We start from the raw sequence: 24293 nt of genomic DNA, 5'->3' as shown, positions 1-24293 counted from the left end.
CGCCGGGCCCTTCCACATGCCGGTTCGGCTACAGCGCGCCGAAGCCCACCTTGCGCGGGGCCGGCTCGCCCAGCTCGACGTAGGCGAGACGGTCGGCCGGGATCAGTACCTTGCGGCCGTGCTCGTCGACGAGGCTGAGCAGCGCCGACTTGCCGGCCAGTGCCTCGGACACCACGCGCTCTACCTCCTCGGCACTCTGACCGCTCTCCAGAACGATCTCGCGGGGCGCGTGCTGCACGCCGATCTTGACCTCCACGGCTTTGTCCCTCCGACGGTCAGTGATGTGCGCGATCTTCCGCGCCGTACCCAGCACACATTAGCCCGGGGAGGGGACGTACACGCTCGCCGCGGGAACGCCAGGAGCGAACAGTCACCGGGAACAAACGACCATGGCACGCGCTGATCGCCTCAGTCGATCGCCTCAGTGCTGTTCGCCGCCGTGCTGTTCGTTGCCGTGCAGCGGGAAGCCGGCGATGCCCCGCCAGGCCAGCGAGGCGAGCAGCTGCACCGCCTGGTCGCGCGGCACGCTGCGGTCGCTGTGCAGCCAGGAGCGGGCCACCACCTGGGCGAGGCCGCCCAGGCCGGAGGCGAGCAGCATCGACTCCGCGCGCGAGAGACCGGTGTCCTCGGCGATCACGTCGCAGATCGCCTCGGCGCACTCGTTGGTGACCTTGTCGACGCGCTCGCGCACGGCCGGCTCGTTGGTCAGGTCCGACTCGAAGACCAGCCGGAACGCGCCGCCGTCGTCCTCGACGTACGCGAAGTAGGCGTCCATGGTCGCCCGGACGCGCTGCTTGTTGTCGTTGGTCGACGCGAGGGCGTTGCGGACGGACTGGATCAGGGACTCGCAGTGCTGGTCCAGCAGGGCGAGATAGAGGTCCAGCTTGCCCGGGAAGTGCTGGTAGAGCACCGGCTTGCTGACGCCGGCCCGCTCGGCGATGTCGTCCATCGCGGCCGCGTGGTAGCCCTGCGCCACGAACACTTCCTGTGCGGCGCCCAGCAGCTGGTTCCGTCGGGCGCGACGCGGCAGGCGCGTGCCCCGCGGGCGTGCCGCCTCTGTCTGCTCGATGGCTGTCACGCCGCCTCCCAAAGTCGTCCCTGTGCGGTGTGCGCCGCGCGGCCATCGTACTTTTCGGTAACCGTGGTGTGCGCGGTGCGAGCTGAGAATTTCATGGACCGGACGGTGGTGAAAAGGCCACAAAATGTTTTGAACATGTGCGGTTCGGGCAGTATCGACCTCCTGCCTGCTCGGCGCACGTCAGCGGTAGTCGTCCTCGTCGAGTGAGACCACGCGGGCCTGCTCCGCGAGATCCGCCTCGCTGGCGCGGTCGGGGTCCACGCCGGTCAGCGGGTCGTCCCGGACCGGTGCGATGTCCGTCTGCTGCTCGGCCGCGTCGGCGTCCGGGGCCTCGACGCCGACGTCCTGGGTGTCCTGCGCCGCGTCGTCCTCGAACGTCTCGGGGTCGCTGGGATCGATGGCCATGCCGGCTCCCTTTCTGTGAACGTCCCCGCCGGGAGGCAGGGGGTCAGGTGCGGGTGCCCTCTGTACGAGCCTAGGAGACACCCGATTCGGATGCTGTGCGATCTGGTGCCGCACGAGGAGGTCGGAGGAGTTGAGGGGGCACAGGGGAGCACAGGGGGAACAGGGGGTGCGTGTGGAGGGTCGAACAGATGCGTCTCTCTTGTGACGCCGAACACATGAACCCCCGCGTGATCGTCTCGTAACATTGCCGCATGTCTTCGACCGAGCTGCCGTCCGTGCCGCCCGCCAACGTGCTGCCGAAGGCGGCGGCCGTCAGGGTCGCGGAGGGGGAGCGGCTGCGGTCGGTGCGACTGCCGGGGATCACCCTGACGGTGCGGTCGCGGCGCCCGTCCCGCGCGGGGCTGCCGCCCGCCCTGTACGTCCACGGCCTCGGCGGCTCGTCCCAGAACTGGTCGGCGCTGATGCCGTTGCTGGACGACGTCGTCGACAACGAGGCGGTCGATCTGCCGGGCTTCGGCGACTCCCCGCCACCGGACGACGGCAACTACTCGATCACCGGGCACGCGCGCGCGGTGATCCGTCTCCTCGACTCCACCGGGCGCGGCCCCGTGCACCTGGTGGGCAACTCGCTCGGCGGTGCCGTCGTCACCCGCGTCGCCGCCGCCCGCCCCGACCTGGTGCGGACGCTCACCCTCGTCTCGCCCGCGCTTCCGGAGATCCGCGTCCAGCGCAGCGCCGTGCCGACGGGACTGCTGGCGCTGCCCGGAGTCGCCTCGCTGTTCACCCGCCTGAGCCGGGACTGGACGGCCGAGCAGCGGGTCCGCGGCGTCATGGCGCTGTGCTACGGCGATCCCGCGCAGGTGTCCGAGGAGGGCTTCCGGCACGCGGTGGAGGAGATGGAGCGGCGGCAGCGGCTGCCGTACTTCTGGGACGCGATGGCGCGCTCCGCGAGGGGGATCGTCAACGCCTACACGGTGGGCGGCCAGCACGGACTGTGGCGCCAGGCCGAACGGGTCCTCGCGCCCACCCTGCTCATCTACGGCGGCCGGGACAAGCTCGTCGGCTACCGCATGGCCCAGCGCGCGGCCCGCGCCTTCCGCGACTCGCGGCTGCTGACCCTGCCGGACGCGGGGCACGTCGCCATGATGGAGTATCCGCAGACGGTCGCCACGGCCTTCCGTGAACTCCTCGCGGACACAGCCGGGTTGGCGCCCGACGGCGACGCCCGACGCGCCGCCGCTGACCTGCACACCGACGACAACACAGGAGGCTGAGGCGCGACGTGGGACGCCACAGCCGTCGCGGACCGGCCCCCAAGGGCGAGACCGCGGACGCGACCGCAGCACGGCAACGCCGGAGCGGCCGGTCACAGGAGACGGACGGCCGGCCGCGGGAGAGGAACGGACGGCCGCAGGAGACGGGCGGTCCGGTCGTGCCGCCGGGGCAGGTGCGCCGAACGGCGCCCGAAGCCGCGCCGGAGGGTGACACGTCTGCGTACGGGACTCCGGCGTACGGGACTCCGGCTTACGGAACTCCTGCCTACGGGACCCCGGCTTACGGAACTCCGGTCTACGGAACGCCGTCCTACGGTGCGCCGGACGCCGTCGACGGGACACCGGCCCGAGGCGTACCGAGAGTGCCGGACGGCACCCCCGCCGACGGAGTACGGCAGGTGCGCGGCGGACACCCTGAGCAGCGGGAACCGGGTGGGGGTTGGGGCGCGTTCGGGGGGCGCGGTGGCACGCCGCCCGGCGTGGTTCCTGGGCCCTCCGGGCCTTCCGGGTCTCCCGGGTCTCCCGGGCCTTCCGGGTCTCCCGGGTCTGGCGCAGCCCCTGGGTCCGGCATCGCTCCCGGCCGTGCCGGTGTCCCCCTTCCGCGGCAGCGACAGATGCCGCAAGCGCCGCAGATGCCGCAAGGATCACAGGCACCTCAACTGCCGCATGGGCCTCAGGCGCCGCAGGGGCCGCGGGTGCCGGCGGGTGGGCCCCGGCAGGATTACCTCGACGCCTTCGGCAAGAGCGAGGACGATGTCTTCGCGGCTCACGCGCCGGCGCGCGCCCGTGCCGACGCGCCCGTGCCCGCCCCGTACGCCTCCGTCACCGACTGGAACGCCGAGGCCGGCCCCGTCCGCGCCGTGGACGGGGCGCGTGGCTCCGACGGTGACGCCGATGGCAACGGGCCGCTCGCCGACGAGCCCGAGGCGGCCAAGGGCGCCAAGGGGCGGGCCTTCGCCGGCATCGCCGCCGCGGCGGTCACCACCACGCTGGCGATCGTCGTGGCCGGACAGGTCACCGACGGGCGTATCGGCGAGGACGCGGGATCGTCCCAGTCGGCCGCCGACCAGGCGCGTGCCACCCGCACAGCCAGTGCGGACGCGGACGGACAGAAGGCCCGGTCGGGCTCGGATTCCGGTTCCGGGACCGGGTCGGGGGCCTCGGCGCCGCTCACGTACGCGCAGCAGATGGGCAAGATCTACCCGCTCAGCCCCACACTGAAGGGTTCCGGCAAGTTCGACGCGATCGAGGGCATCGCGAAGGCACCGGGGAAGGGGCAGAAGTACACCTACCGCGTGGACGTCGAGCAAGGGCTGGACCTCGACGGCGAACTGTTCGCGGAGGCCGTGCAGAAGACGATCAACGACGACCGGAGCTGGGCCCACAACGGCGCCCGTACGTTCGAGCGCGTCCACTCCGGCAAGGTCGACTTCGTGATCACGCTGGCCAGCCCGGGCACCACCGCCGACTGGTGCGCCAAGTCGGGCCTGGACACCACGGTCGACAACGTTTCCTGCGACTCGGCCGCCACCGAGCGTGTGATGATCAATGCCTACCGATGGGCGCGGGGTGCGGAGACGTACGGCGACGACAAGATCTACCCGTACCGGCAGATGCTGATCAATCACGAGGTCGGTCACCGTCTCGGCTACAACCACGTGACCTGCGACAAGGACGGGGACCTCGCTCCCGTCATGCAGCAGCAGACCAAGTTCCTGGAGTACAACGGGATCCGGTGCCGTCCCAACGCCTGGGCCTACCCGGCCGGCTGATCCGGCCACCCCGTCGCATGACGTTCGGGTTCCGTTCGAACCCTTAGCGGAGCCGAACGCGCACCGCGCGGGAAAGTTACGCCCGTTCACCCCTTTTGGTGGCGCGATGGACAACCGTCCGTCGCGCCACCGCCTTGTCCGCATACGTTCGTCCCCGCTGCGAGCCGCTGGACCAACGGCGGCTCCCCACACGGGAGATGGAGTGGACGTGCGCATCGGACTACTGACGGAGGGCGGTTACCCGTACGTCAGCGGTGACGCCGGACTCTGGTGCGACCGGCTCGTGCGCGGGCTCGGGCAGCACGAGTTCGACGTCTACGCCCTCAGCCGTGGTGAGCACCAGGAGGACGACGGCTGGGTCCCGCTTCCGCCGCAGGTCAACCGGGTGCGTACCGCGCCGCTGTGGACGGCCGAGGACGACGGCATGGTGTACGGGCGACGGGCGCGCAGGCGCTTCGCCGAGTGCTACGGCGACCTCGTCGCCGTCCTGTGCGCCACGCGCCCCGGGGACCCGTCCGGTACGGCGGATGCCGCCCGGGCCGTCGAGGCGGACCGTTTCGCCAGCGCCCTGTACGGACTCGCCGGGCTCGCCCGTGACGAGGGCGGCCTGGTGGGCGCGCTCCGCTCCGAAGCCGCCGTACGCGCGCTGGAGCACGCCTGTCGCGCCCCCGGCGCCCAGCGCCCCGCGCGCGAGGCCCGTGTCCCGGATCTCCTCGCCGTCGCCGCGCACCTGGAACGCGCCCTGCGCCCTCTCTCGCTCGACTGGTACGAGGACGCCGGTCTCGGCGCGGTCGACCTGTGCCACGCGACGTCCGGCGGCTCGGCCGCCCTGCCCGGCCTCCTCGCCCGGCACTTCTTCGGCGTCCCCCTGCTGGTCACCGAGTACGGGGTGCGGCTGCGCACGCACTACCTGACCGCTCCCGACTCGTCGCCCGCGATACGCACCCTGCTCGCCGCCTTCCAAGGCCGGCTCGCCGCGGAGACCTACCGCCGGGCCACCGTCGTCACGCACGGCAACGCGCACGCCCGCCGCTGGCAGGAGCGCTGCGGAGCCGACCGCGACAAACTGCGCACGGTCCACCCGGGTATGGACGCGGCGCCCTTCGCCGAGGTCGGGGAAGCGCCGGGCCGTGCCGACCCGGACACCCTCGTCTGGGTCGGGCGCGTCGAACCCGTCAAGGACCTGGTGTCCCTGCTGCACGCCTTCGCCGAGATCCGCCGGGCGAGGCCCCGGTCCCGCCTGCGGATCGTGTCCGCTCCGGGCACGCTCGGTGTCTCCGGTGCGCTTGCTTCCTCTGACTTCCCCAGTTCCCCCAGTTCCCCCAGTTCCTTCGGCTCCTCTGGCTCTTCCGTCTCCTCCGGCTCTTCCGTCTCCTCCGGTCCTTCCGGTTTCTCCGGGGACGCGGCCTACCTGGCGCACTGCCGGGGGCTGGCCGACCGGCTCTTCCCCGCCGAGGCCGACGACCCGCACGCCATCGGCCGGAACCCGGTGTCCTTCGAAGAGGTCGGCGGGCCGGACCTGCCGTCCGTCGCCGACGCCTGTGCCGCGGGCGCCCTGGTCGTCAGTTCCAGCGTGGTCGAGGGTTTCCCGGTCGTTCTGGTCGAGGCCATGCTCTGCGGTCGCGCGACGGTGTCCACGGAGGCCGGTGTGGTGGTCGAGGTGATCGGCGGTACCGGGCTGGTCGTGCCACCGCGCGACCCGCGGGCGCTGGCCGAGGCGTGCCTGTCACTGCTGCGCGACCCCGAGCGCCGTGAGCGCCTGGGCGCCGCCGCGCGAGCCCGCGCACTCGAACTGTTCACCGTGGAACAGAACATCGCGGCATTTCAGAGCATTTACCTGGAAATCCTCTCGCGTACACCGCTCCGGCGGAATCTCCTCGACGGCGCCGGCACGCCCCTGCCGTTCGCCGTGCCGGCCGAGGCCCATGTCGCCGCCCCCGCCCCCGCCCCCGCCCCCGGCCCCGGCTGGGCGACGGAGGCGCCGGTCTCCGTCATCGTCGAGGGGGCCCGATGAGCCACCTCGACGACCTCACTGACGCCAACGACATCAACGACATCAACGACATCAACGAAGTCAACAGCGGCAACGGCCCGGGCACCGCCCGCCGGATCCGGACCGGGGCAGACCCCGTCAAGGCCCTGATGCGCCGCCACCAAGAGCTGTGCGAACGCGCCGTGGACCCCCTGGAGATCGCGGCGGGCCTGGAGGCCCACGGCGTCACCGACCGGACCGCCGCGCGTTTCCGCCACCGCGACGTCTTCGCCCTCGCCGAGGAGATGTACGCCCGCGTCCCACGCGACGGCGACCGACCCGGCAGCTTCCCGGACCTGGCCGATGCCGCCAGTCCCCCCAGTTCCGCCGGTTCTTCCCGTGCTCCCTGTTCCTCCGGTTCGGCGAATCCCGCAGGTGCCTCCGCCCCCCACCCCGGCATCGGCTGGTTCGCCCTCACCCTGCTCCCCGGCGCCCTGGGCGCGGCGACGGTCGCCGGTCTGCGTCTTACCCACGGGCAGCCGCGCCTGGTCACGGCCGCCGTCGGGGCGCTCGCCGTCGCCCTGGCCGTGCGCGTGCTCCTACGCCGGGAACGGCTGCCGGGCACCGAGAACCACCACAGCGGCGTCTGGGCGCACTGCCTCGTCGGCTACGCCCTCCTGGGCGACGGCCTCCTCGGCGCCGTTCTCGGCGGGGGCCCCGACGGTCTGCCCACGGGCACCGCCGACGGGCCCTGGCCCGTCACGGTCGCCCCCGTGCTGGCCCTGGTCCTGGCCTGCGCGCCCGCGCTCTGGTGCACCCGCCTCTTCGCGGTCCACGCCCGTCGCCGACTGGAGACGAGCCGCGGACTGGAGGAGTTCGCCGCCTCCGTACGGCCGTTGCTGTTCGGCGTCTTCGCACTGTTCCTCGGCGCGCTCTCGGCCCTCCTCGCTCTCACCGGCGCGGTCCTCGACCAACCCGCCGCCTACGCCCAAGGCCTCACCCTGGGCGCCCTCCTGCTCCTGGCACGCCTCCTCACCGCCCACGGCTCCGCGTACGCGCCGGCGCTCGTCCTCACCGCAGCGGCGACCGCCGAGCTCACCGCCCTGGCCAGCCTCTTCGCGAGCCGGCTCCCCGGCTGCGAAGTTCTGGCCGTCCCCGTGGAGAAACTCGTCACCGCCTGGGGGAGCGGCAGCGTCCCGACATCGGCGTGCGGCATCGCAGCCCTGGTCCTGCTCCCGCACACGGTGCGCCGTCTGACCAAAGCCTCGGCCCATGCCCACCCGGAGCCCCGCCGATGAACTCTCCCTGGTACGCCGCCTGTAGCTGTAGCTGTAGCTGTAGCTGTAGCTGTAGCTGTAGTCGTAGTCGTGGCCCGAGCGCTGACGGCGCCCCCGCAGCCCCGTCCCGGCACGACCCCGGTACGTACGCCTCCGTTCCCGGCGGATCCCCCGCCGCCCACGGCCCGCCGGGGCCTGCCCGCCCGGGCACCCGACGCTCCCCACCCCAGCCCCGCGCCGCAGCACGGACGGCAGCACGGACGGCAGCACGGACGGCAGCGCGAGTCGTCCCGCGCACCACGGCACGGGCCGTCGCGCGAGCCGTGGCGGAACACCCTCCCGGCACCACCCTCGAAGGAGAACCCGACATGACCACCTCCCGACCCGAAGCCTCGGCCCCGGGAGTCGTCCGATGAGAGTCCTGCTGATCGGAGCCAACGGCTACATCGGCCGCTTCGTCGCCGACCGCCTGCTCGCCGACCCGGCCGTCCAGCTCACCGCGCTCGGCCGCGGCGACGACGCCGACGTCCGTTTCGACCTCGCCAGCGGCAGCCCCGGCGCTCTCACCCGCTTCCTCGACGCGGTGCACCCCGGCGTCGTCGTCAACTGCGCCGGCGCCACCCGCGGCGGGGCCCGCGAGCTCACCCGGCACAACACCGTCGCCGTCGCCACCGTCTGCGAGGCCCTGCGCCGCAGCGGATGCGGCGCCCGCCTGGTGCAGATCGGGTGCAGCGCGGAGTACGGCCCCAGCCAGCCCGGGTCCTCCACGGCCGAGGACGCCGTCCCCCGGCCCGGCGGCCCCTACGGCGTCAGCAAACTCGCCGCCACCGAACTGGTCCTCGGCTCCGGCCTGGACGCCGTGGTGCTCCGGGTCTTCTCCCCGGCCGGGCCCGGCACCCCCGCGGGCTCCCCACTGGGCCGCCTCGCCGAGGCCATGCGCCGTGCCATGCAGTCCGGGGACGGTGAACTGCGCCTCGGCGGCCTCGGCGCCCAGCGCGACTTCGTGGACGTCCGCGACGTCGCCCGTGCCGTACACGCCGCCTCTCTCTCCGCCGCGCAAGGCGTCATCAACATCGGCTCCGGCCGCGCCGTCCGGCTGCGTGACGCCGCCACCACCCTCGCCCGCGTGGCCGGCTACGGCGGAGCCCTGCACGAACTCGACGGCCCGCCCGGTGCCCTGCGCCCGGTCATCGGCCACCCCCGGGCCGAGTCCGCCGTCCACCGCGCCGAGGCGCTCGGTCACCGCGCCGAGTCGACGGGCCACCACCGTGCCGACGCCGTGGCCCACCGTGTGGACGGCCTCGGCCCCCGCGGCGACGCCGACCACCCGGCCCCCGTCGCCTACCCGTACCCGGACGGCTGCGGCAGCTGGCAGCAGGCCGATGTGCGCACCGCCCGCGACCGGCTCGGCTGGCGGCCCCGTATCAACCTCGAGGAGTCCCTCGCCGACATCTGGATGGAGGCCGCGTGCCGTATCTGACCAGTACCAGAACGGGCACCGCGAGCACCGACGTCCGTACCGGCCTCGGCGCCCCCGGACTGGCCCATCCGCTCGTCGCCCCCGCCGAGTGGGCGCAACTCACCCGTCCGGGCACACCCCTGCACTGGGCCGTCCTCGACATCGCCGACGGCCCGGGCACCGTCCCCGACCCGCACTGCCTGGAGGCGGTCGGCCGGCTGCGCAACGCGGGCCACCGCGTGCTCGGCCGGCTCGACGCCGCGCACGGCGCCCGCCCCCTCGGCGAACTGGTCACGGACGCCCACCGGTATGCCGACTGGTACCGGACCGACGGCTTCCTCCTCGACCACTGCCCCGGCGAACGGCACGCGCTCCCCGCCGTCCGCCGCACGGTCACCACTCTGCGGACGGTCCGTGACGATGCCCACGTCGTCCTCGGCCACGACACCCACCCGTATCCCGGCTACGCCGAGAACGCCGACCAACTGGTCACCTTCCGCGGCTCCTGGAGCGACTACCGCTGGTCCCAGGTGGCCGAGTGGACCGCTGAGCACCCGCCCGAGCGCTTCTGCCACCTCGTCCACGGCGTGCCCCGCCCGCACCTCGACGAAGCTCTGCGCATCGCCCGCTGGCAGGGCGCCGCGACGGTCTGGTTCACCGACCGCACCGACCACCGCGGCCGCGTCGCCCCGAGCCCCTGGGAGACGATGCCCGGCTACTGGGACGACATCGTCTCGCGCATCGGGACGGGTGTCTCGGAATGAAAAAGGCCGTGGCAGTGTTACTGGGAGAACAACCGTAATGATTGACCGACCAACGGAGTCCCCGTGTCGCTGCCACCCCTGGTCGAGCCGGCTTCCGAGCTCACCGTAGACGAGGTCCGCAGGTACTCCCGCCACCTGATCATCCCCGACGTCGGGATGGACGGGCAGAAGCGGCTGAAGAACGCCAAGGTGCTGGCCGTGGGCGCCGGTGGCCTGGGCTCGCCGGCGCTGATGTACCTCGCCGCCGCGGGCGTGGGCACTCTCGGCATCGTGGAGTTCGACGAGGTCGACGAGTCGAACCTGCAGCGCCAGATCATCCACAGCCAGTCCGACATCGGCCGTTCCAAGGCCGAGTCCGCGCGTGACACCGTCAAGGGCATCAACCCGTACACCAACGTGGTCCTTCACGAGGAGCGGCTCGAAGCCGACAACGTGATGGACATCTTCAGCCAGTACGACCTGATCGTCGACGGCACGGACAACTTCGCCACCCGCTACCTGGTCAACGACGCCTGTGTCCTGCTGAACAAGCCGTACATCTGGGGTTCGATCTACCGCTTCGACGGCCAGGCCTCCGTTTTCTGGTCCGAGCACGGGCCCTGCTACCGCTGCCTCTACCCGGAGCCCCCGCCCCCCGGCATGGTCCCCTCCTGCGCCGAGGGCGGCGTGCTCGGCGTGCTGTGCGCGTCCATCGGCTCCATCCAGGTCAACGAGGCCATCAAGCTCCTCGCGGGCATCGGTGAGCCGCTGGTCGGCCGTTTGATGATCTACGACGCCCTGGAGATGCAGTACCGCCAGGTCAAGGTCCGCAAGGACCCCGACTGCGCGGTCTGCGGCGAGAACCCCACCGTCACCGAGCTCATCGACTACGAGGCGTTCTGCGGCGTCGTCTCCGAGGAGGCCCAGGCGGCGGCCGCCGGCTCCACGATCACTCCCAAGCAGCTCAAGGAGTGGATCGACGACGGCGAGAACATCGAGATCATCGACGTCCGCGAGCAGAACGAGTACGAGATCGTCTCGATCCCCGGCGCGCGGCTGATCCCGAAGAACGAGTTCCTCATGGGCACCGCCCTGGAGAACCTCCCGCAGGACAAGAAGATCGTCTTGCACTGCAAGACGGGTGTCCGCAGTGCGGAAGTTCTCGCGGTCCTGAAGTCCGCGGGCTTCTCGGACGCCGTGCACGTCGGCGGCGGCGTGATCGGCTGGGTCAACCAGATCGAGCCTGAGAAGCCGGTCTACTGAGCAAAGGCGGGAGTCAAGGCCGGCCAGATCTCCCGAGCGGCGGGGGTGTCGCGCACCAGGGGTGCCCGGGACCCCCGCCGTCGTCATGAACGGAGCCGGGACGGGGACCGCGGTCGGCGTCGCGGGTGTGGTCGCCGTTACGAGCAGACCTTGCCGTCCTCCGGCACCGTTCCGTCCAGGAGATAGGCGTTCACCGTGGAGTCGACGCAGTCGCTTCCGCTGCCGTACGCACCGTGCCCCTCGCCCTTCCAGGTGAGCATCACACCGACGTCCTCGCCCAGCTCGTCCGCCATCTCGCGGGCCCCCTCGTAGGGCGTCGCCGGGTCGCCGGTGTTGCCGACCACCAGCACCGGTGCCGCTCCGTCCGCGCTGACCTCGGGCGTCTCGTACTGCCCGGCCACCGGCCACTGGTGGCACCATCCCGCGGTGTCCCAGTCCAGGAAGGCGCCGAACACGGGGGAGATCTCCTCGAACTCGGGCAGCAGCTTCTTCGTCTCCTCCAGGGTCGGCCGCTGTTTGTCGTCCAAGCACGATATGACCCGTTGGGAGTGGGTGCTCGTGCCGTAGTGCCCCGACGGATCACGTTCGTTGTAGCCGTCGGCGAGTGCCAGCAGCTCCGAGCCGTCGCCCGCCTCGGCCGCCGACAGCGCGCTGGTCAGCGCCGGCCAGCTGTCCTTGCTGTACAGCGGCAGCACGATCCCGGTGAGGGCCAGGGTCTGGCTCAGCTTCCTGCCGGACGACGACGTCGGCAGTGGTTCGGCGTCGATCCGCTCCAGCAGGTCGGCGATCTCGCGTGAGCCCTGTTCGGGGTCCTGTCCGGTGGAGCGGAGATAGTCGTCCAGCGCGCGCTGGAAGCCCCTGGTCTGGTGCTCGGCGTGGCCGATGGTGTCGGCGGTCGGATCGACGACCGCGTCCAGGACCACGCGGCCCACCTTCTCCGGGAACAGGTGGGCGTAGACGCCGCCGAGTTCGGTGCCGTAGGAGATGCCGAAGTAGTGCATCTTCTTGTCGCCCAGGACCTGGCGCATCAGGTCCATGTCGCGGGCGGTGTCCGTGGTCGAGACGTGGGCCATCAGTTTCCCGGCGGTCCGCTGGCAGCCCTCGGCGAAGTCCGCGGCATCCCTCAGGTACGCCTGCTCCTCGGCCGCGGTGTCGGGTGTGGCGTCCACCGTCGATTCGGCCGCCTGGATCTCCTTGTCGTCGCGGCAGCGGATGCCCTCGCTGGCGGCCACTCCGCGCGGGTCCCAGCTGACAAGGTCGTACCGCTCGTGCAGGGAGGACGCGAGGGAGGCGTACGACGGCATCGTGGAGACGCCCGAGCCGCCGGGGCCGCCGAAGTTGAACAGCAGGGAGCCGGCCCGCCGGTCCCCGGTGGCCTCGGCGCGGATCAGCGCCAGCCCCATCCGCTCGCCGTCCGGCTTCGCCCAGTCCACCGGCACCTGGAGCGTGGCGCACTGCCAGTCGCCGCCCGGCGCCGGGGCGTCGTCGGTGGCCCTGCAGCGGCCCCAGTCCAGCCGCTGGGACGTCAGCGACTTCCCCGCGGTCGCGCCGCCCCCGCTGTCCGTGCCGTTCTTCCCGTCCGTGCCGTCCTCGGACGAACTGCCGCTGCACCCCGACAGCAGCAGTCCGGTGGCGGCCAGCGAAGCCAGCCACCGTACGTTCCGCGACCGTGCGTACCGCCCCATGCGCGCTTCCCCCCTGACAGGCCGTCCGCGCCGTGCGGCGGATGGCTGTCATGCCATGGTAGAGCGGGCGCACGATGACCGCTGGGGCCTGTGGATAACGCTTTGACCTGCTGAATCACTCGATCTCGGGGCTGGTGCGGCGAGGTCAGGAGCAGACCGTTCCGGTCTTCGGCGTCCGTCCGTCGAGCAGATATCCGTCGACCGCCTCGCGCACGCAGGTGTTCTTGCTGTCGTAGGCGCCGTGGCCCTGGCCCTTGTAGGTCAGCTCGACGCCGACGTCCGAGCCCAGGGCGTCCACCATCTTGCCCGCGCCCTCGTACGGCGTGGCCGGGTCACCGGTGTTGCCGATGACCAGGATCGGCGGGGCGCCGGGGGCGCTGACGTCGGGGTGGTCGACGGCGCCGGCCACCGCCCAGTCGGTGCAGCTGACCATGGACCAGGCGAGGTAGTCGCCGAACAGGGGCGAGGCGGCGCGGAACTCCGGCAGCTTCTTCCGCACGTACGCGGCGTCGTACCGCGGCTTGTCGTCGGCGCAGTTGATGGCGACGTTGGCCGCGGTGATGTTGCTGTACTCGCCGTTCTCCCCGCGTCCGTTCAGCGCGTCCGCGAGCGCCATCAGGATCCTGCCGTCACCGTCGTACGCCTGCTCCAGGCCCTCGGTGAGGTACTCCCAGAGATCCTTCGAATACAGGGACTGCGCGATGCCGCTGGTAGCGGCGGTCTGGGTGAGTCGGCGGGGGGAGATGCCGGGGATCGGCTCGCGGTCGAGCTTCTTCAGCAGTGCGGCGATGCGGTTCTTGACGTCCTGGGCGGTGTCGCCGACGGGGCAGTCCTCGGTCTGGGAGACGCAGTTCTCGGCGTAGTTGTCGAGGGCTCGCTGGAATCCCCTGGCCTGGCCCAGCGAGCCCTGTCCCGAGTCCTGCGTCGGGTCGACGACGGCGTCGAAGACGGCGCGGCCCACCTTCTTCGGGAACAGGTGGGCGTAGACGCCGCCGAGTTCGGTGCCGTAGGAGATGCCGAAGTAGTGCAGCTTGTCGTCGCCCAGGACCTGGCGCATGAGGTCCATGTCGCGGGCGGCGTCGGTGGTGGCGACGTGCGGCAGCATCTTCTTGGAGTTCTTCTCGCAGGCCGCGTTGAACTCCTCGGTGTTGTCGACCAGTGCGGTGCGCTCGGCGGCGTCGTCGGGGGTGGCGTCCTGCTGGAAGTAGGCGTCGAGCCGCCGGTCGTCCAGGCACTCCACGGGGGCGCTGCGGCCGACGCCGCGCGGGTCGAAACTGACCAGGTCGTAGCGGGTGCGCAGCTTGGCGTAGTCGTCACCGAAGGCGGGCAGCGTGGTGACGCCCGAACCGCCCGGGCCGCCGAAGTTGAAGATCAGCGACCCGATCCGCCGGTCGGCGGCGCCGCTGGCCCGGGCCCGGATCAGCGCGATGCCGATGGTGTCGCCGTCGGGGTCGTCCCAGTCGAGCGGGGCCCGCATGGTGGCGCACTGCCAGGTGCCGCCGTCCGGCAGCGGAGAGGGCGCGGCGCCGCCGCCCTGTGCCTGGGACGGTGCCGGGCAGTCCCGCCAGGAGAGCTTCTGCCGTGTCACGTCCCCGTTCCCGTCCGCCGTGCTGTCGCCGCAGCCGGCCAGCAGGGAGGACAGCAGGACGACGGTGGCGGCGGGGGCGGCGGCGCGCAGCCGGGCGGGATTCGGCATGTCCCCATCGTGCGGGCACGCCGGACGGGACGCTCGGGGCGCGGGCCGTACGAGGTACGGGAGGGCGCGGAGTGACGGGTCCTGCGGAGCCCGGGTTCTGCCGAGTACCAGGTGCCGCGGAGTACCGGGTTCTGCCGCGTACAGGGTGCAGGAGTACCGGCTGCTGCGGAGTACCGGGCACTGCGGAGCCCGGCTTCTGCGGAATACCCGCTGCCGGGCGTGCTACAGCGCCTGTTTCCTGGTCAGGTGGTTGAAGGCCAGCCAGCCCGGCAGCACCGGCAGCCACAAGGTCAGCAGCCGGTAGAGGAGCACCGCCGGTGCGGCGACCTCCTTGGGCAGGCCCACGGCGATCAGGCCGAGGGTCAGGGTCGCCTCCACCGCGCCCACCCCGCCGGGGGTCGGCGCCGCGGAGCCGAGCGCGTTGCCCGCGAGGAAGACGACGGCGACGCTGGCCAGGCTGATCGACGCCGTCTCGTCGCCGAACGCGCGGATCGAGGCGTCCAGGCACATCACGAAGCAGGCGGTGAGCAGCAGCATGCCGCCGATACCGGTGATCAGCTTCTGCGGCCGCTGCAGCACGTCGAGCATGCGCGGCACGACACCGGCGAAGAGCGAACGCACGCGCGTGACGACGAATTTCCGCAGGAACGGCACCGAGGTGACCACCAGCACCAGGACCGCCACCGTCAGCAGACCCGCGATGACCGTCCGGGACGGCGACAGGGAGGGCGTCTTCTCCGTGCCGGTCAGATAGCCGAAGGACAGCAGCATCAGGATGTGACAGCCGAGCCCGAACAGCTGCGACGCGCCGACGCTCGCCACCGCGAGCCCGGGGCGCACCCCGGCGCGCTGGAGGAAACGGGTGTTCAGGGCTACGCCGCCGACCGCCGCGGGCGCGATGATCTTCACGAAGGACCCGGCGACCTGCGCGGCCACGGTCCGCAGGAACGGCACCCGCTCGGGCACGAACCCCAGGAGGGACATCGCCGCCGCGACATAGCTCGCCGCCGAGAACAGCACGGCCGCGATGACCCAGCCCCACTCGGCGTTGCTGATCAGCGGCCCGAACTCGATGTGGGTGAGCTGCGTCAGCAGGAAGTACGCGCCGATCGCGCCGGCGATGAAGCTGATCAGCGTGCGCGGCCTGACTCGCTCCAGGCGGGCCGGCTCGACCGGGGCCTGCGGCCTGATCCGCAGTACCTGGTGCCGGATCTGGGTGAGCAGGTCCTCCTCGCGCGCCTCGTCCATGGCCTCGTCGAGGGCCCGCTTCTCGGCCCGCTGCTCCGCACGCTCACTCTTCTTGTCCGGTTTGCCGGGCTTGTCGACTTGGGCGGCCGTGGCGCCGGAGCCGTCGTCGGCCGCGGCCTCCACCCGGGCCTGCTTGGCCTGCCGGGACGCCTCCAGGACGGCCTCGCGCTCGCGCTGGGACCGTTCCCGGGCGAGTCTGCGCAGCGTCGCGCGCGTGGAGCGGCTCAGCGCGATCGGCTGGAGCATCGGCAGACAGTCCGCCACCGTGTCCGGGCCGAGCACACCCACCGCCGAGGCCACCGAGCGCTCGGCCCCCACTCGCAGTCCGAGCGTCACCAGTAGCTGGGAGATGTCCATGCGCAGCAGCAGGTCGCCCGCGGCGATCTCGCCGGTGCGCAGGTCCGTGATGCTCACCGTGCCGGAACGATCCACCAGGATCGAGTCACCCACCAGCCTGCGGTGCGCGATCCGCCGGGACTGCAGCGCCCGTACCTGCTCCCAGGTGTCGCGCAGCAGGTCGTCGGTGATCTCCTCGTCCGGCAGCGAGTCGAGGGAGCGGCCACCGGTGTGCTCGTAGACCAGCATCACCGCGTCGGGGCCCAGTTCCGAGGTGGCGATCAGCTTGGGCGCGTTGGCGCCGGCCGCGATCGCCGCGTAGGCCAGCAGCGCCTCCTGCTCCAGCGCCTGGCGCAGCGACTGGAGGCTGCTGCGGGTGGCGAAGCCGCGCAGTGTCAGGTTGCGCCACGCGCGGTAGAAGAACCCCTGCGCCTGCTGTTCGCGGTCGACCACCGTGACGTCCAGCGGGGGACCGTCCTCCAGGGTGACGAAGTAGCGCCGGCCGCGGTCACCGGTTTCCAGGGTGTCCGCCGGCACCTCCTCGCGCGAGGCGGTCACCGGGCGGAAACCGACCGTCATCAGGCCCGCCATGAGCGTCCGCCCGGTGGGCCGGACGTTGGGCGAGCCGACCGCGTACAGCGTCCCGTAGGCCACGGTCCAGCCGATCAGCACGGTCAGGATGATGGAGAACGGCGTCGTGTAGCCGGTGACGAGCATGGAGAACGCGTCCAGCAGCAGCACGATCCACAGCACCGCGCGCCACCGCGGTCTGCGGGACATGCCGACCGCCGTCATGTACGCGATGACCGGCGCCAGATAGCCGTGCACCGGGTCGGTGAGGGCGTGGATGTCCCCCGGCGAGGGCTGGGTGAGCGCTTCCTGGATCGAGTCGGGGGCGGCTTTGGCCACCCACAGGTCGGTGGCGAGCGTCACGCCATGGGCGAGTACGGCGGCCAGTACGCCGTCGGCGATGCGCAGCCCGTCGCGTTTGATCAGCCGCTCGATCGCGAAGGCGACCGGGACCAGCAGGATCGCGATGCTGGAGGCCAGGCCGGCGATCTTGATCAGCAGATCGGGCGCCTGGCCGGTGCCCTTGTTGATGTCCTGTTCGAGGCCCGAGGTGGTGCCGTGGGCGAACGCGGCGACGGCGAGCAGTACGCCGACCGCGAGCACGCCCACCAGGAGCCGCATCAGGTCGGAGGGACGGTGCACGCGCGCGGGGAGGAGCGGTTCGTCGCCCTCCACCTCGTCGATGTGCGCCGTGTCCGCGGGACCGGTGTCCGGTGCGGTGCTCCCGGTGTCACCCTTGCCGGCGGCGGCACCGGGGCGCGACGAAGCGTCGGAGGAGCCCTGCGTGCCGCCGGGCCGCACACCCTGTTGCTTCATCGTCTCTTCTTGCTCTCGTATCACTGGTCACCGCCCGCACGATGGTGGCATGCCGCACCGACACATGGGGGCATCAGGGTGGATCAGGGCGCACGCGCGGGCCGCACAGTCTGCCGCAAGCGCCGTCCCCGGGCGAGGGGCGCGGACCGGCCGCGCGAGCGCGTCGCGGTGTCGGTGGGGTGCGGCAGTATGGGGCGGATGAGCGAGGAAAGTCTTCCGGACGGAGTCCGTCCAGAGCCCGCGGACGCGCTGCCGGAGTACGCCGAGCGGGTCCTCGAGGTCACCGAGCTGATCCCGCCGGGACGCGTCATGACCTACGGGGACGTCGCCGAATGGCTGGAGGAGGGCGGTCCCCGGCAGGTCGGCCGGGTGATGTCCCTCTATGGGGTGGGAGTTCCGTGGTGGCGCGTGGTCCGCGCCGACGGAGTCCTGCTGGCGGGCCATGAACTGGAGGCGCTCTCCCGGTACCGGGAGGAGGGCACGCCCCTGAAGGAGGCGGGCCGGGCCGCGGAGGACCATCTGCCGCGCGTCGACATGCGGCGAGCGCGGTGGGACGGCGGCGAGCACGCGCAGGGTCACACCTGAAAGCTTCCGCCATCGGACGCCCCGAGGGGTGACCGGTGATCCGTATGAGGGAATCGGGGCAGAACGGGCACGTCCGTGGAATGACGTACGTTCGAGGGGCGCGGGACTCCTGCGTCGCGGGTGAAGGGAGGGAAGAAGCGGAAGCCCTGCTACCCGCCCGGGCGTCGGCGTAGCGTCGGCTGCGCGCATCCCGTTCACCCCGCGTCCACCGCCCGTCCCACGCGGCGGTCGTCCCACCAGCACACCCACCAGGACCGGCGAACCACGTGAGCTCCTCTTCCTCCACCAGACACCCGTCGCACCCCGCGGGGCGACAGGGGGTCCGTGGCGCTTACCGACTGGTTCGTACCCCGCCGCCGCGCGTGGACCCCCCTCTTCTGGACGCCGCCCAACGCGCCGTGGTTGACCACCGGACCGGTCCGCTGCTCGTGCTCGCCGGCCCGGGCACCGGCAAGACGACCACGCTCGTGGAGTCCGTCGCGGCCCGCATCGCCCGCGGCGCCGACCCCGAGCGGATCCTCGTGCTGACCTTCAGCCGGAAGGCCGCCGTCGAACTGCGCGACCGCATGGCCCGGCGCACCGGCGCGGCGCGTGCCCCGCGCGCGACCACATTCCACTCCTTCAGCTACGCCCTCGTCCGGGCCCACCAGGACAGCGACCTGTTCGCCGAGCCCCTGCGGCTGCTGTCCGGACCGGAACAGGACGTGACCGTCCGCGAGCTGCTCGCCGGCCAGGCCGACCTCGAACGGCGCGGACTGGCCCATGTGCGCTGGCCCGACGAACTGCGCGCCTGCCTGACCACCCGGGGCTTCGCCGACGAGGTCCGCGCGGTGCTCGCCCGCAGCCGCGAGCTGGGCCTCGGCCCGGACGCCCTGGCGGACTTCGCCCGGCGCATCGGCCGCCCCGACTGGCGGGCCGCCGCCGTCTTCCTCGCCGAGTACCTCGACGTGCTCGACCTCCAGGGCGTCCTCGACTACGCGGAACTCGTCCACCGCGCGGTGCTCCTCGCCCACCGCCGGGAGGTCGCCGAGCGGCTCGCCGGGCAGTACGACGCTGTCTACGTCGACGAGTACCAGGACACCGATCCAGCCCAGATACGGCTGCTGCACGCCCTGGCGGGCGGCGGGCGCACCCTGGTGGCCTTCGGCGACCCCGACCAGTCGATCTACGCGTTCCGCGGCGCGGACGTGGGCGGCATCCTCGACTTCCCGCACGCCTTCCCGCGCGCGGACGGCCGCCCGGCGCCCGTGCGGGTGCTGCGCACCTCCCGCCGCTCCGGAGCCGCCCTGCTGGCCGCCACCCGGTTGCTGACCCGGCGCATGCCGCTCACCCGCCTCCCCGCCGACCAGGTACGCGCCCACCGCGAACTCGCGCCGGTACGGGACGGCGGCCGGGTCGAGGTGTACACGTACCCGACCGCCGGTACGGAGCTGGACAACGTCGCGGACATCCTGCGCCGGGCGCATCTGGAGGACGGCGTCCCGTGGAGCGAGATGGCCGTCCTGGTGCGCGCCGGCTCCCGCACCCTCCCGGCGGTCCGCCGCGCCCTCACCTCGGCCGGCGTCCCGGTCGACGTGGACGGCGACGACCTGCCCCTGCGCCACGAGCCGGCGGTGGCGCCACTGCTGACGGCACTGCGGGCGGTGGCTATGGCTGAGGCGGGGGTGGCTTCTGGGGCTGCTGGGGCTGGGAGGGCCTTCGGGGCTAGGGAGGTGTCAGAGACCGCAGAGGCATCAGAGACCCCAGAGGTGACAGAGACCGCAGAGGCGACAGAGACCCCAGAGGTGGCAGAGGCCACAGAGGCCACAGAGGCCACAGAGGCCACAGAGACGACAGAGGCCACAGAGACGACAGAGGCGGCGGCCACAGAGGCGGAGGAGACAGCGCAGCCGGAGGCGGCAGAGGCCCCGCCGGACGCCCCCGCCGACGCCCTCGAAGCGAGCTGGCTGGACACCGAGACCGCCCTCACTCTGCTCACCTCACCCCTCGCCGGCATGGACGCCGCCGATCTGCGCCGCCTCGGCCGGGCTCTGCGCGAGGAGGAGCGGGCCGCGGGCAACGCGCTGCCGCCCCCCTCCGACCAACTGCTCGCCCGGGCCCTGGCCGAGCCGGAGCGCCTGGCCGTGCACGACCCGGCGTACGCGCGGGGCGCGCAACGCCTGGGCGCGCTGCTCCGCACGGCCCGGGAACGCCTGGCGGGCGGCGGTACGGCCGAGGAGGCGCTGTGGGAGCTGTGGGCCGGCACCCCGTGGCCCGGACGCCTGGAGCGGGCCGCCCGGCGCGGCGGCGCCGCCGGCCGCAACGCCGACCGCGACCTGGACGCCGTATGCGCCCTGTTCGCGACCGCCGCGCGCGCCGAGGAGCGCACCGGCGGCCGGGGCGCCCTGAACTTCCTGGAGGAGGTGGAGGCCGAGGACATCGCCGCCGACACCCTCGCGCGGCGTGCCGTACGCCCCGACGCGGTGCGCCTGATGACCGCACACCGCGCCAAGGGCCTCCAGTGGCGGCTGGTCGTCGTCGCCGGGGTCCAGGAAGGGCTGTGGCCCGACCTGCGCCGCCGTGGCTCCCTGCTGGAGGCCGACCGGATCGGCCGCGACGGTCTCGCCGAGCCCCTCACGCCCGGCGCGCTGCTCGCGGAGGAACGCCGCCTGTTCTACGTGGCCGCCACGCGCGCGCGTGACCGCCTCGTCGTCACGGCCGTCAAGGCACCGGCGGACGACGGGGACCAGCCCTCCCGGTTCCTGGCCGAACTGGGTGTCGAACCCAAGGACGTCACAGGCCGCCCGCGGCGCCCCCTGTCCGTCGCGGCCCTGGTCGCCGAACTGCGCGCCACGACCGTGGACCCCCGTGTCTCCGACGCCCTGCGCGAGGCCGCCGCCCGCCGGCTGGCCCGCCTCGCCGCCCTCAGCGACGACGAGGGCCGCCCCCTGGTGCCCTCCGCGCACCCCTACCGCTGGTGGGGCATGTTCGAGCCGACCGAGTGCAAGGTGCCGCTGCGCGACCGCGACCAGCCCGTCGTGCTCTCCGGCAGCGCGCTCGACCAGCTCGCGAACACCTGCGCCCTGCAGTGGTTCCTCGGCCGCGAGGTCAAGGCTGACGCCCCCGCGACCGCCGCCCAGGGCTTCGGCAACGTGGTGCACGTCCTCGCCGACGAGGTCGCCTCCGGGCACACCCCCGCCGACCTCGACGTGCTCATGGCGCGCCTGGACTCGGTGTGGAACGCGCTCGTCTTCGACGCGCCGTGGAAGTCCGAGCAGGAGAAGGCGCACGCGCGCGTGGCGCTCGAACGCTTCCTCAAGTGGCACGTCATGGACCGCACCGGGCGCAGGCCCGTCGCCAGCGAGCACGACTTCGACGTCACGCTCGCCGCGGGCGACTACGAGGTACGCATCCGCGGCCAGATGGACCGCGTGGAGGCCGACGGCGACGGCCGCGCCTACGTCGTCGACTTCAAGACCGGCAAACAGACGCCCAGCTCCGCCGAGGTGGCCCGCCACCCCCAGCTCGCCGTCTACCAGCTCGCCGTCCGCGAGGGCGCCGTCGACGAGGCGTTCGACGGCGTACGCCCCGAACCGGGCGGCGCCGAACTGGTCCAGCTCCGCCAGGGCGCCGCCAAACGGGACGGCGGCGAGACGCTGCCCAAGGTGCAGGCCCAGGAGCCGCTCGACGGACCGGACGGCGAGTGGGTCGGCGACCTGCTGGCCACGGCCGCCGGCAAGGTTCTCGACGAACGGTTCACACCGGCCTCGGGCCAGCACTGCGCGCACTGCGCCTTCCGGGCCTCGTGCAGCGCCCGCCCGGAGGGCCGGCACGTGGTCGAGTGACCCATCGCACCACAGTCGCTGACCTGCGCTTCTTCCGCCTCGGCCGGCCGATCCGGCCCCGGCTGTCAGTGGCCGCCGCTAGCCTTTCGTCATGCCCGCCCGTATCACCGATCCCGAGCAGCTCAAGGAGCTCCTCGGCATCCCCTTCACCCCGGAGCAGACGGCCTGCGTCACCGCGCCGCCCGCCCCGCAGGTGATCGTGGCCGGAGCCGGCTCCGGCAAGACGACGGTGATGGCGGCGCGCGTGGTCTGGCTGGTCGGCACCGGCCAGGTCGCCCCGGAACAGGTGCTCGGCCTCACCTTCACCAACAAGGCCGCCGGTGAGCTGGCCGAACGCGTCCGCAAGGCGCTGGTCAAGGCCGGCGTCACCGACCCCGACGTGATCGACCCGGACAATCCGCCGGGCGAGCCGGTGATCTCCACGTACCACGCCTTCGCCGGCCGCCTGCTGGCCGACCACGGCCTGCGCACCGGCCTGGAACCGTCCTCCCGGCTGCTCGCCGACGCCACCCGCTACCAGCTCGCCGCGCGGGTGCTGCGCGAGGCCCCCGGGTCCTACCCGGCGCTGACCCGTTCCTTCCCCGACCTGGTCGGCGACCTCCTCACCCTCGACTCCGAGCTCTCCGAACACCTCGTACGCCCCGAGCGGCTGCTCAGCTGGGACACCGACCTTCTGGAGAGCCTCCAAGGCGCCAAGCTCACCAACGCAGACCTGCGCAAGGTCCCCGAAGCCGCCGCCGCCCGGCGCGAACTCGCCGAGCTGGTGATCCGCTACCGGTCCGCCAAACGCGACCGCGACCTCCTCGACTTCGGCGACCAGATCGCCCTGTCCGCCCAGCTCGCCCAACTGCCCGAGGTGGGCCGGCTGCTGCGCGAGGAGTTCCGGGTCGTGCTGCTCGACGAGTACCAGGACACCTCGGTGGCCCAGCGCGTCCTCCTGGCGGGCCTCTTCGGCGGCGGCACCGGCCACCCCGTCACCGCCGTCGGCGACCCCTGCCAGGCCATCTACGGCTGGCGCGGCGCCTCCGTCGCCAACCTCGACGACTTCCCCGAGCACTTCGCCCGCGCCGACGGCAGCCCCGCCCTCCGCCAGTCGCTCAGCGAGAACCGCCGCAGCGGCGGCCGCCTCCTCGACCTCGCCAACGGCCTCGCCACCCCGCTGCGCGCCATGCACGCGGGCGTGGAGGCCCTCCGCCCGGCTCCCGGCGCCGAACGCGACGGCACCGTCCGCTGCGCCCTGCTGCCCACCCACACCGAGGAGATCGACTGGATCGCCGACTCCATCGCCCACCTGGTACGCACCGGGACGGCGCCCGGCGAGATCGCCGTCCTGTGCCGCACGGCGACCGACTTCGCCGAGATCCAGGGCGCCCTGGTGGCCCGCGACATCCCCGTCGAGGTCGTCGGCCTCTCCGGCCTGCTGCACCTGCCCGAGGTCGCCGACCTGGTCGCCGTCTGCGAGGTCCTCCAGGACCCCGGCGCCAACGCCTCCCTGGTGCGGCTGCTCACCGGCCCGCGCTGGCGTATCGGCCCGCGCGACCTCGCCCTGCTGGGGCGCCGCGCCCGCCGTCTCGTCGCCCACGCGCGCGTGGCGGGCGACGACGACCCCGACCGGCGGCTCGCCGAGGCCGTCGAGGGCGTCGACCCGTCCGAGGTGATATCGCTCGCGGACGCGCTGGACACGTTCCTGGAGACGCCGATGGACGGCGGCGGGGACGACGACGGACTGCCGTTCTCGCCGGACGCGCGCGTACGGTTCGCCCGCCTCGCCACCGAACTGCGCGACCTACGCCGCTCCCTCGCCGACCCGCTGATGGACGTACTGCACCGGGTCCTGGCCGTCACCGGCCTGGAGGTCGAACTGTCGGCGTCCCCGAACGCGCTGGCCGCCCGCCGCCGAGAGACCCTCTCCAACTTCCTGGACGTCGCCGCGTCCTTCGCCGCCGGGGACAACGAGGCGTCCCTGCTCGCCTTCCTCGGCTTCCTGCGCACGGCCGCCCAGTACGAGAAGGGACTCGACAACGCCCTCCCCGGCGGCGAGAACACCGTCAAGGTGCTCACCGCGCACAAGTCCAAGGGCCTGGAGTGGGACGTCGTCGCCGTCCCCGGACTGGTCATCGGCACCTTCCCCAGCACCCAGGGCCGCGAGAAGTGGACCGCCCAGGGCAAGGTCCTCCCGCACCGCCTGCGCGGCGACGCCGACACCCTCCCCGACGTCGGCTCCTGGGACTCCCGCGGCCTCAAGGACTTCCACGAGGCCATGAAGGAGCACCAGCACACCGAGGAGCTC

Annotated in this window: 16 protein-coding genes; 10 read left to right on the top strand and 6 right to left on the bottom strand. The window is 72.7% G+C overall.

Annotation, left to right across the window (positions count from 1 at the left end; all coding sequences use genetic code 11):
• Positions 1 to 28: 28 nt before the first annotated feature.
• From J7I94_RS31775 to J7I94_RS31765, 3 genes are all read right to left on the bottom strand, one after another.
• Positions 29 to 256, bottom strand: coding sequence for a DUF3107 domain-containing protein (locus tag J7I94_RS31775; RefSeq protein ID WP_215172720.1), 228 nt, complete (start codon positions 254 to 256; stop codon positions 29 to 31).
• A 165-nt stretch (positions 257 to 421) separates the two neighbouring features.
• Positions 422 to 1078: a TetR/AcrR family transcriptional regulator gene (locus J7I94_RS31770; RefSeq protein WP_215172718.1), complete on the bottom strand. Its 657-nt coding sequence runs from the start codon at positions 1076 to 1078 to the stop codon at positions 422 to 424.
• Positions 1079 to 1258: 180 nt separating this feature from the next.
• Positions 1259 to 1483 (bottom strand): hypothetical protein, encoded by a 225-nt coding sequence (locus J7I94_RS31765; RefSeq protein WP_215172716.1) that lies wholly within the window; start codon positions 1481 to 1483, stop codon positions 1259 to 1261.
• A 251-nt stretch (positions 1484 to 1734) separates the two neighbouring features.
• On the opposite strand from J7I94_RS31765, the gene J7I94_RS31760 reads away from it, so the two are divergent.
• From J7I94_RS31760 to moeZ, 7 genes are all read left to right on the top strand, one after another.
• Positions 1735 to 2757, top strand: coding sequence for an alpha/beta fold hydrolase (locus tag J7I94_RS31760; protein WP_215172714.1), 1023 nt, complete (start codon positions 1735 to 1737; stop codon positions 2755 to 2757).
• Between the two features lie 8 nt (positions 2758 to 2765).
• Positions 2766 to 4529, top strand: a complete 1764-nt coding sequence (locus J7I94_RS31755) for a DUF3152 domain-containing protein (protein WP_215172712.1) — start codon at positions 2766 to 2768, stop codon at positions 4527 to 4529.
• A 208-nt stretch (positions 4530 to 4737) separates the two neighbouring features.
• Complete coding sequence (locus J7I94_RS31750; RefSeq protein ID WP_215172710.1) at positions 4738 to 6543, top strand: DUF3492 domain-containing protein; 1806 nt, start codon at positions 4738 to 4740, stop codon at positions 6541 to 6543.
• Positions 6540 to 7799: a hypothetical protein gene (locus J7I94_RS31745; protein ID WP_251076034.1), complete on the top strand. Its 1260-nt coding sequence runs from the start codon at positions 6540 to 6542 to the stop codon at positions 7797 to 7799. Before J7I94_RS31750 ends, J7I94_RS31745 begins: the two co-directional genes overlap by 4 nt.
• Before the next feature lie 391 nt (positions 7800 to 8190).
• On the top strand, positions 8191 to 9258 hold the full coding sequence (locus tag J7I94_RS31740; RefSeq protein ID WP_215172708.1) for an NAD-dependent epimerase/dehydratase family protein: 1068 nt from the start codon (positions 8191 to 8193) through the stop codon (positions 9256 to 9258).
• Positions 9246 to 10001 carry a spherulation-specific family 4 protein gene (locus tag J7I94_RS31735; protein WP_215172706.1) on the top strand — a complete coding sequence of 252 codons (756 nt, stop codon included), beginning with the start codon at positions 9246 to 9248 and terminating at the stop codon, positions 9999 to 10001. The genes J7I94_RS31740 and J7I94_RS31735 overlap by 13 nt, the downstream gene beginning before the upstream one ends.
• Before the next feature lie 63 nt (positions 10002 to 10064).
• Positions 10065 to 11243: an adenylyltransferase/sulfurtransferase MoeZ gene (moeZ, locus tag J7I94_RS31730; protein ID WP_215172704.1), complete on the top strand. Its 1179-nt coding sequence runs from the start codon at positions 10065 to 10067 to the stop codon at positions 11241 to 11243.
• Positions 11244 to 11380: 137 nt separating this feature from the next.
• On the opposite strand, the gene J7I94_RS31725 is transcribed toward moeZ, so the two are convergent.
• The 3 genes from J7I94_RS31725 to J7I94_RS31715 all read right to left on the bottom strand — a co-directional run bounded on the left by J7I94_RS31725 (position 11381) and on the right by J7I94_RS31715 (position 17594).
• Positions 11381 to 12928 carry an alpha/beta hydrolase gene (locus tag J7I94_RS31725; protein ID WP_215172702.1) on the bottom strand — a complete coding sequence of 516 codons (1548 nt, stop codon included), beginning with the start codon at positions 12926 to 12928 and terminating at the stop codon, positions 11381 to 11383.
• 145 nt (positions 12929 to 13073) lie between these two features.
• On the bottom strand, positions 13074 to 14624 hold the full coding sequence (locus J7I94_RS31720; RefSeq protein ID WP_215172700.1) for an alpha/beta hydrolase: 1551 nt from the start codon (positions 14622 to 14624) through the stop codon (positions 13074 to 13076).
• Between the two features lie 222 nt (positions 14625 to 14846).
• Positions 14847 to 17594 (bottom strand): lysylphosphatidylglycerol synthase domain-containing protein, encoded by a 2748-nt coding sequence (locus J7I94_RS31715; protein WP_215172698.1) that lies wholly within the window; start codon positions 17592 to 17594, stop codon positions 14847 to 14849.
• 198 nt (positions 17595 to 17792) lie between these two features.
• Here J7I94_RS31715 and J7I94_RS31710 point away from each other — a divergent pair, with 198 nt between their 5' ends.
• The 3 genes from J7I94_RS31710 to J7I94_RS31700 form a co-directional block, all read left to right on the top strand.
• A complete protein-coding gene (locus J7I94_RS31710) occupies positions 17793 to 18179 on the top strand; it encodes an MGMT family protein (RefSeq protein ID WP_215172696.1) in 387 nt (128 codons plus the stop codon).
• A 266-nt stretch (positions 18180 to 18445) separates the two neighbouring features.
• Positions 18446 to 22003 (top strand): ATP-dependent DNA helicase, encoded by a 3558-nt coding sequence (locus J7I94_RS31705; protein WP_215172694.1) that lies wholly within the window; start codon positions 18446 to 18448, stop codon positions 22001 to 22003.
• A 91-nt stretch (positions 22004 to 22094) separates the two neighbouring features.
• The coding region (locus J7I94_RS31700) for an ATP-dependent helicase (RefSeq protein WP_215172692.1) at positions 22095 to 24293 on the top strand (2199 nt) is incomplete at its 3' end.

The sequence above is a fragment of the Streptomyces sp. ISL-12 genome (assembly GCF_018614415.1).
Lineage (GTDB): Bacteria > Actinomycetota > Actinomycetes > Streptomycetales > Streptomycetaceae > Streptomyces.
The sequence above is the reverse complement of the archived record's forward strand: the minus strand, read 5'-3'. Positions and strand labels throughout refer to the sequence as shown.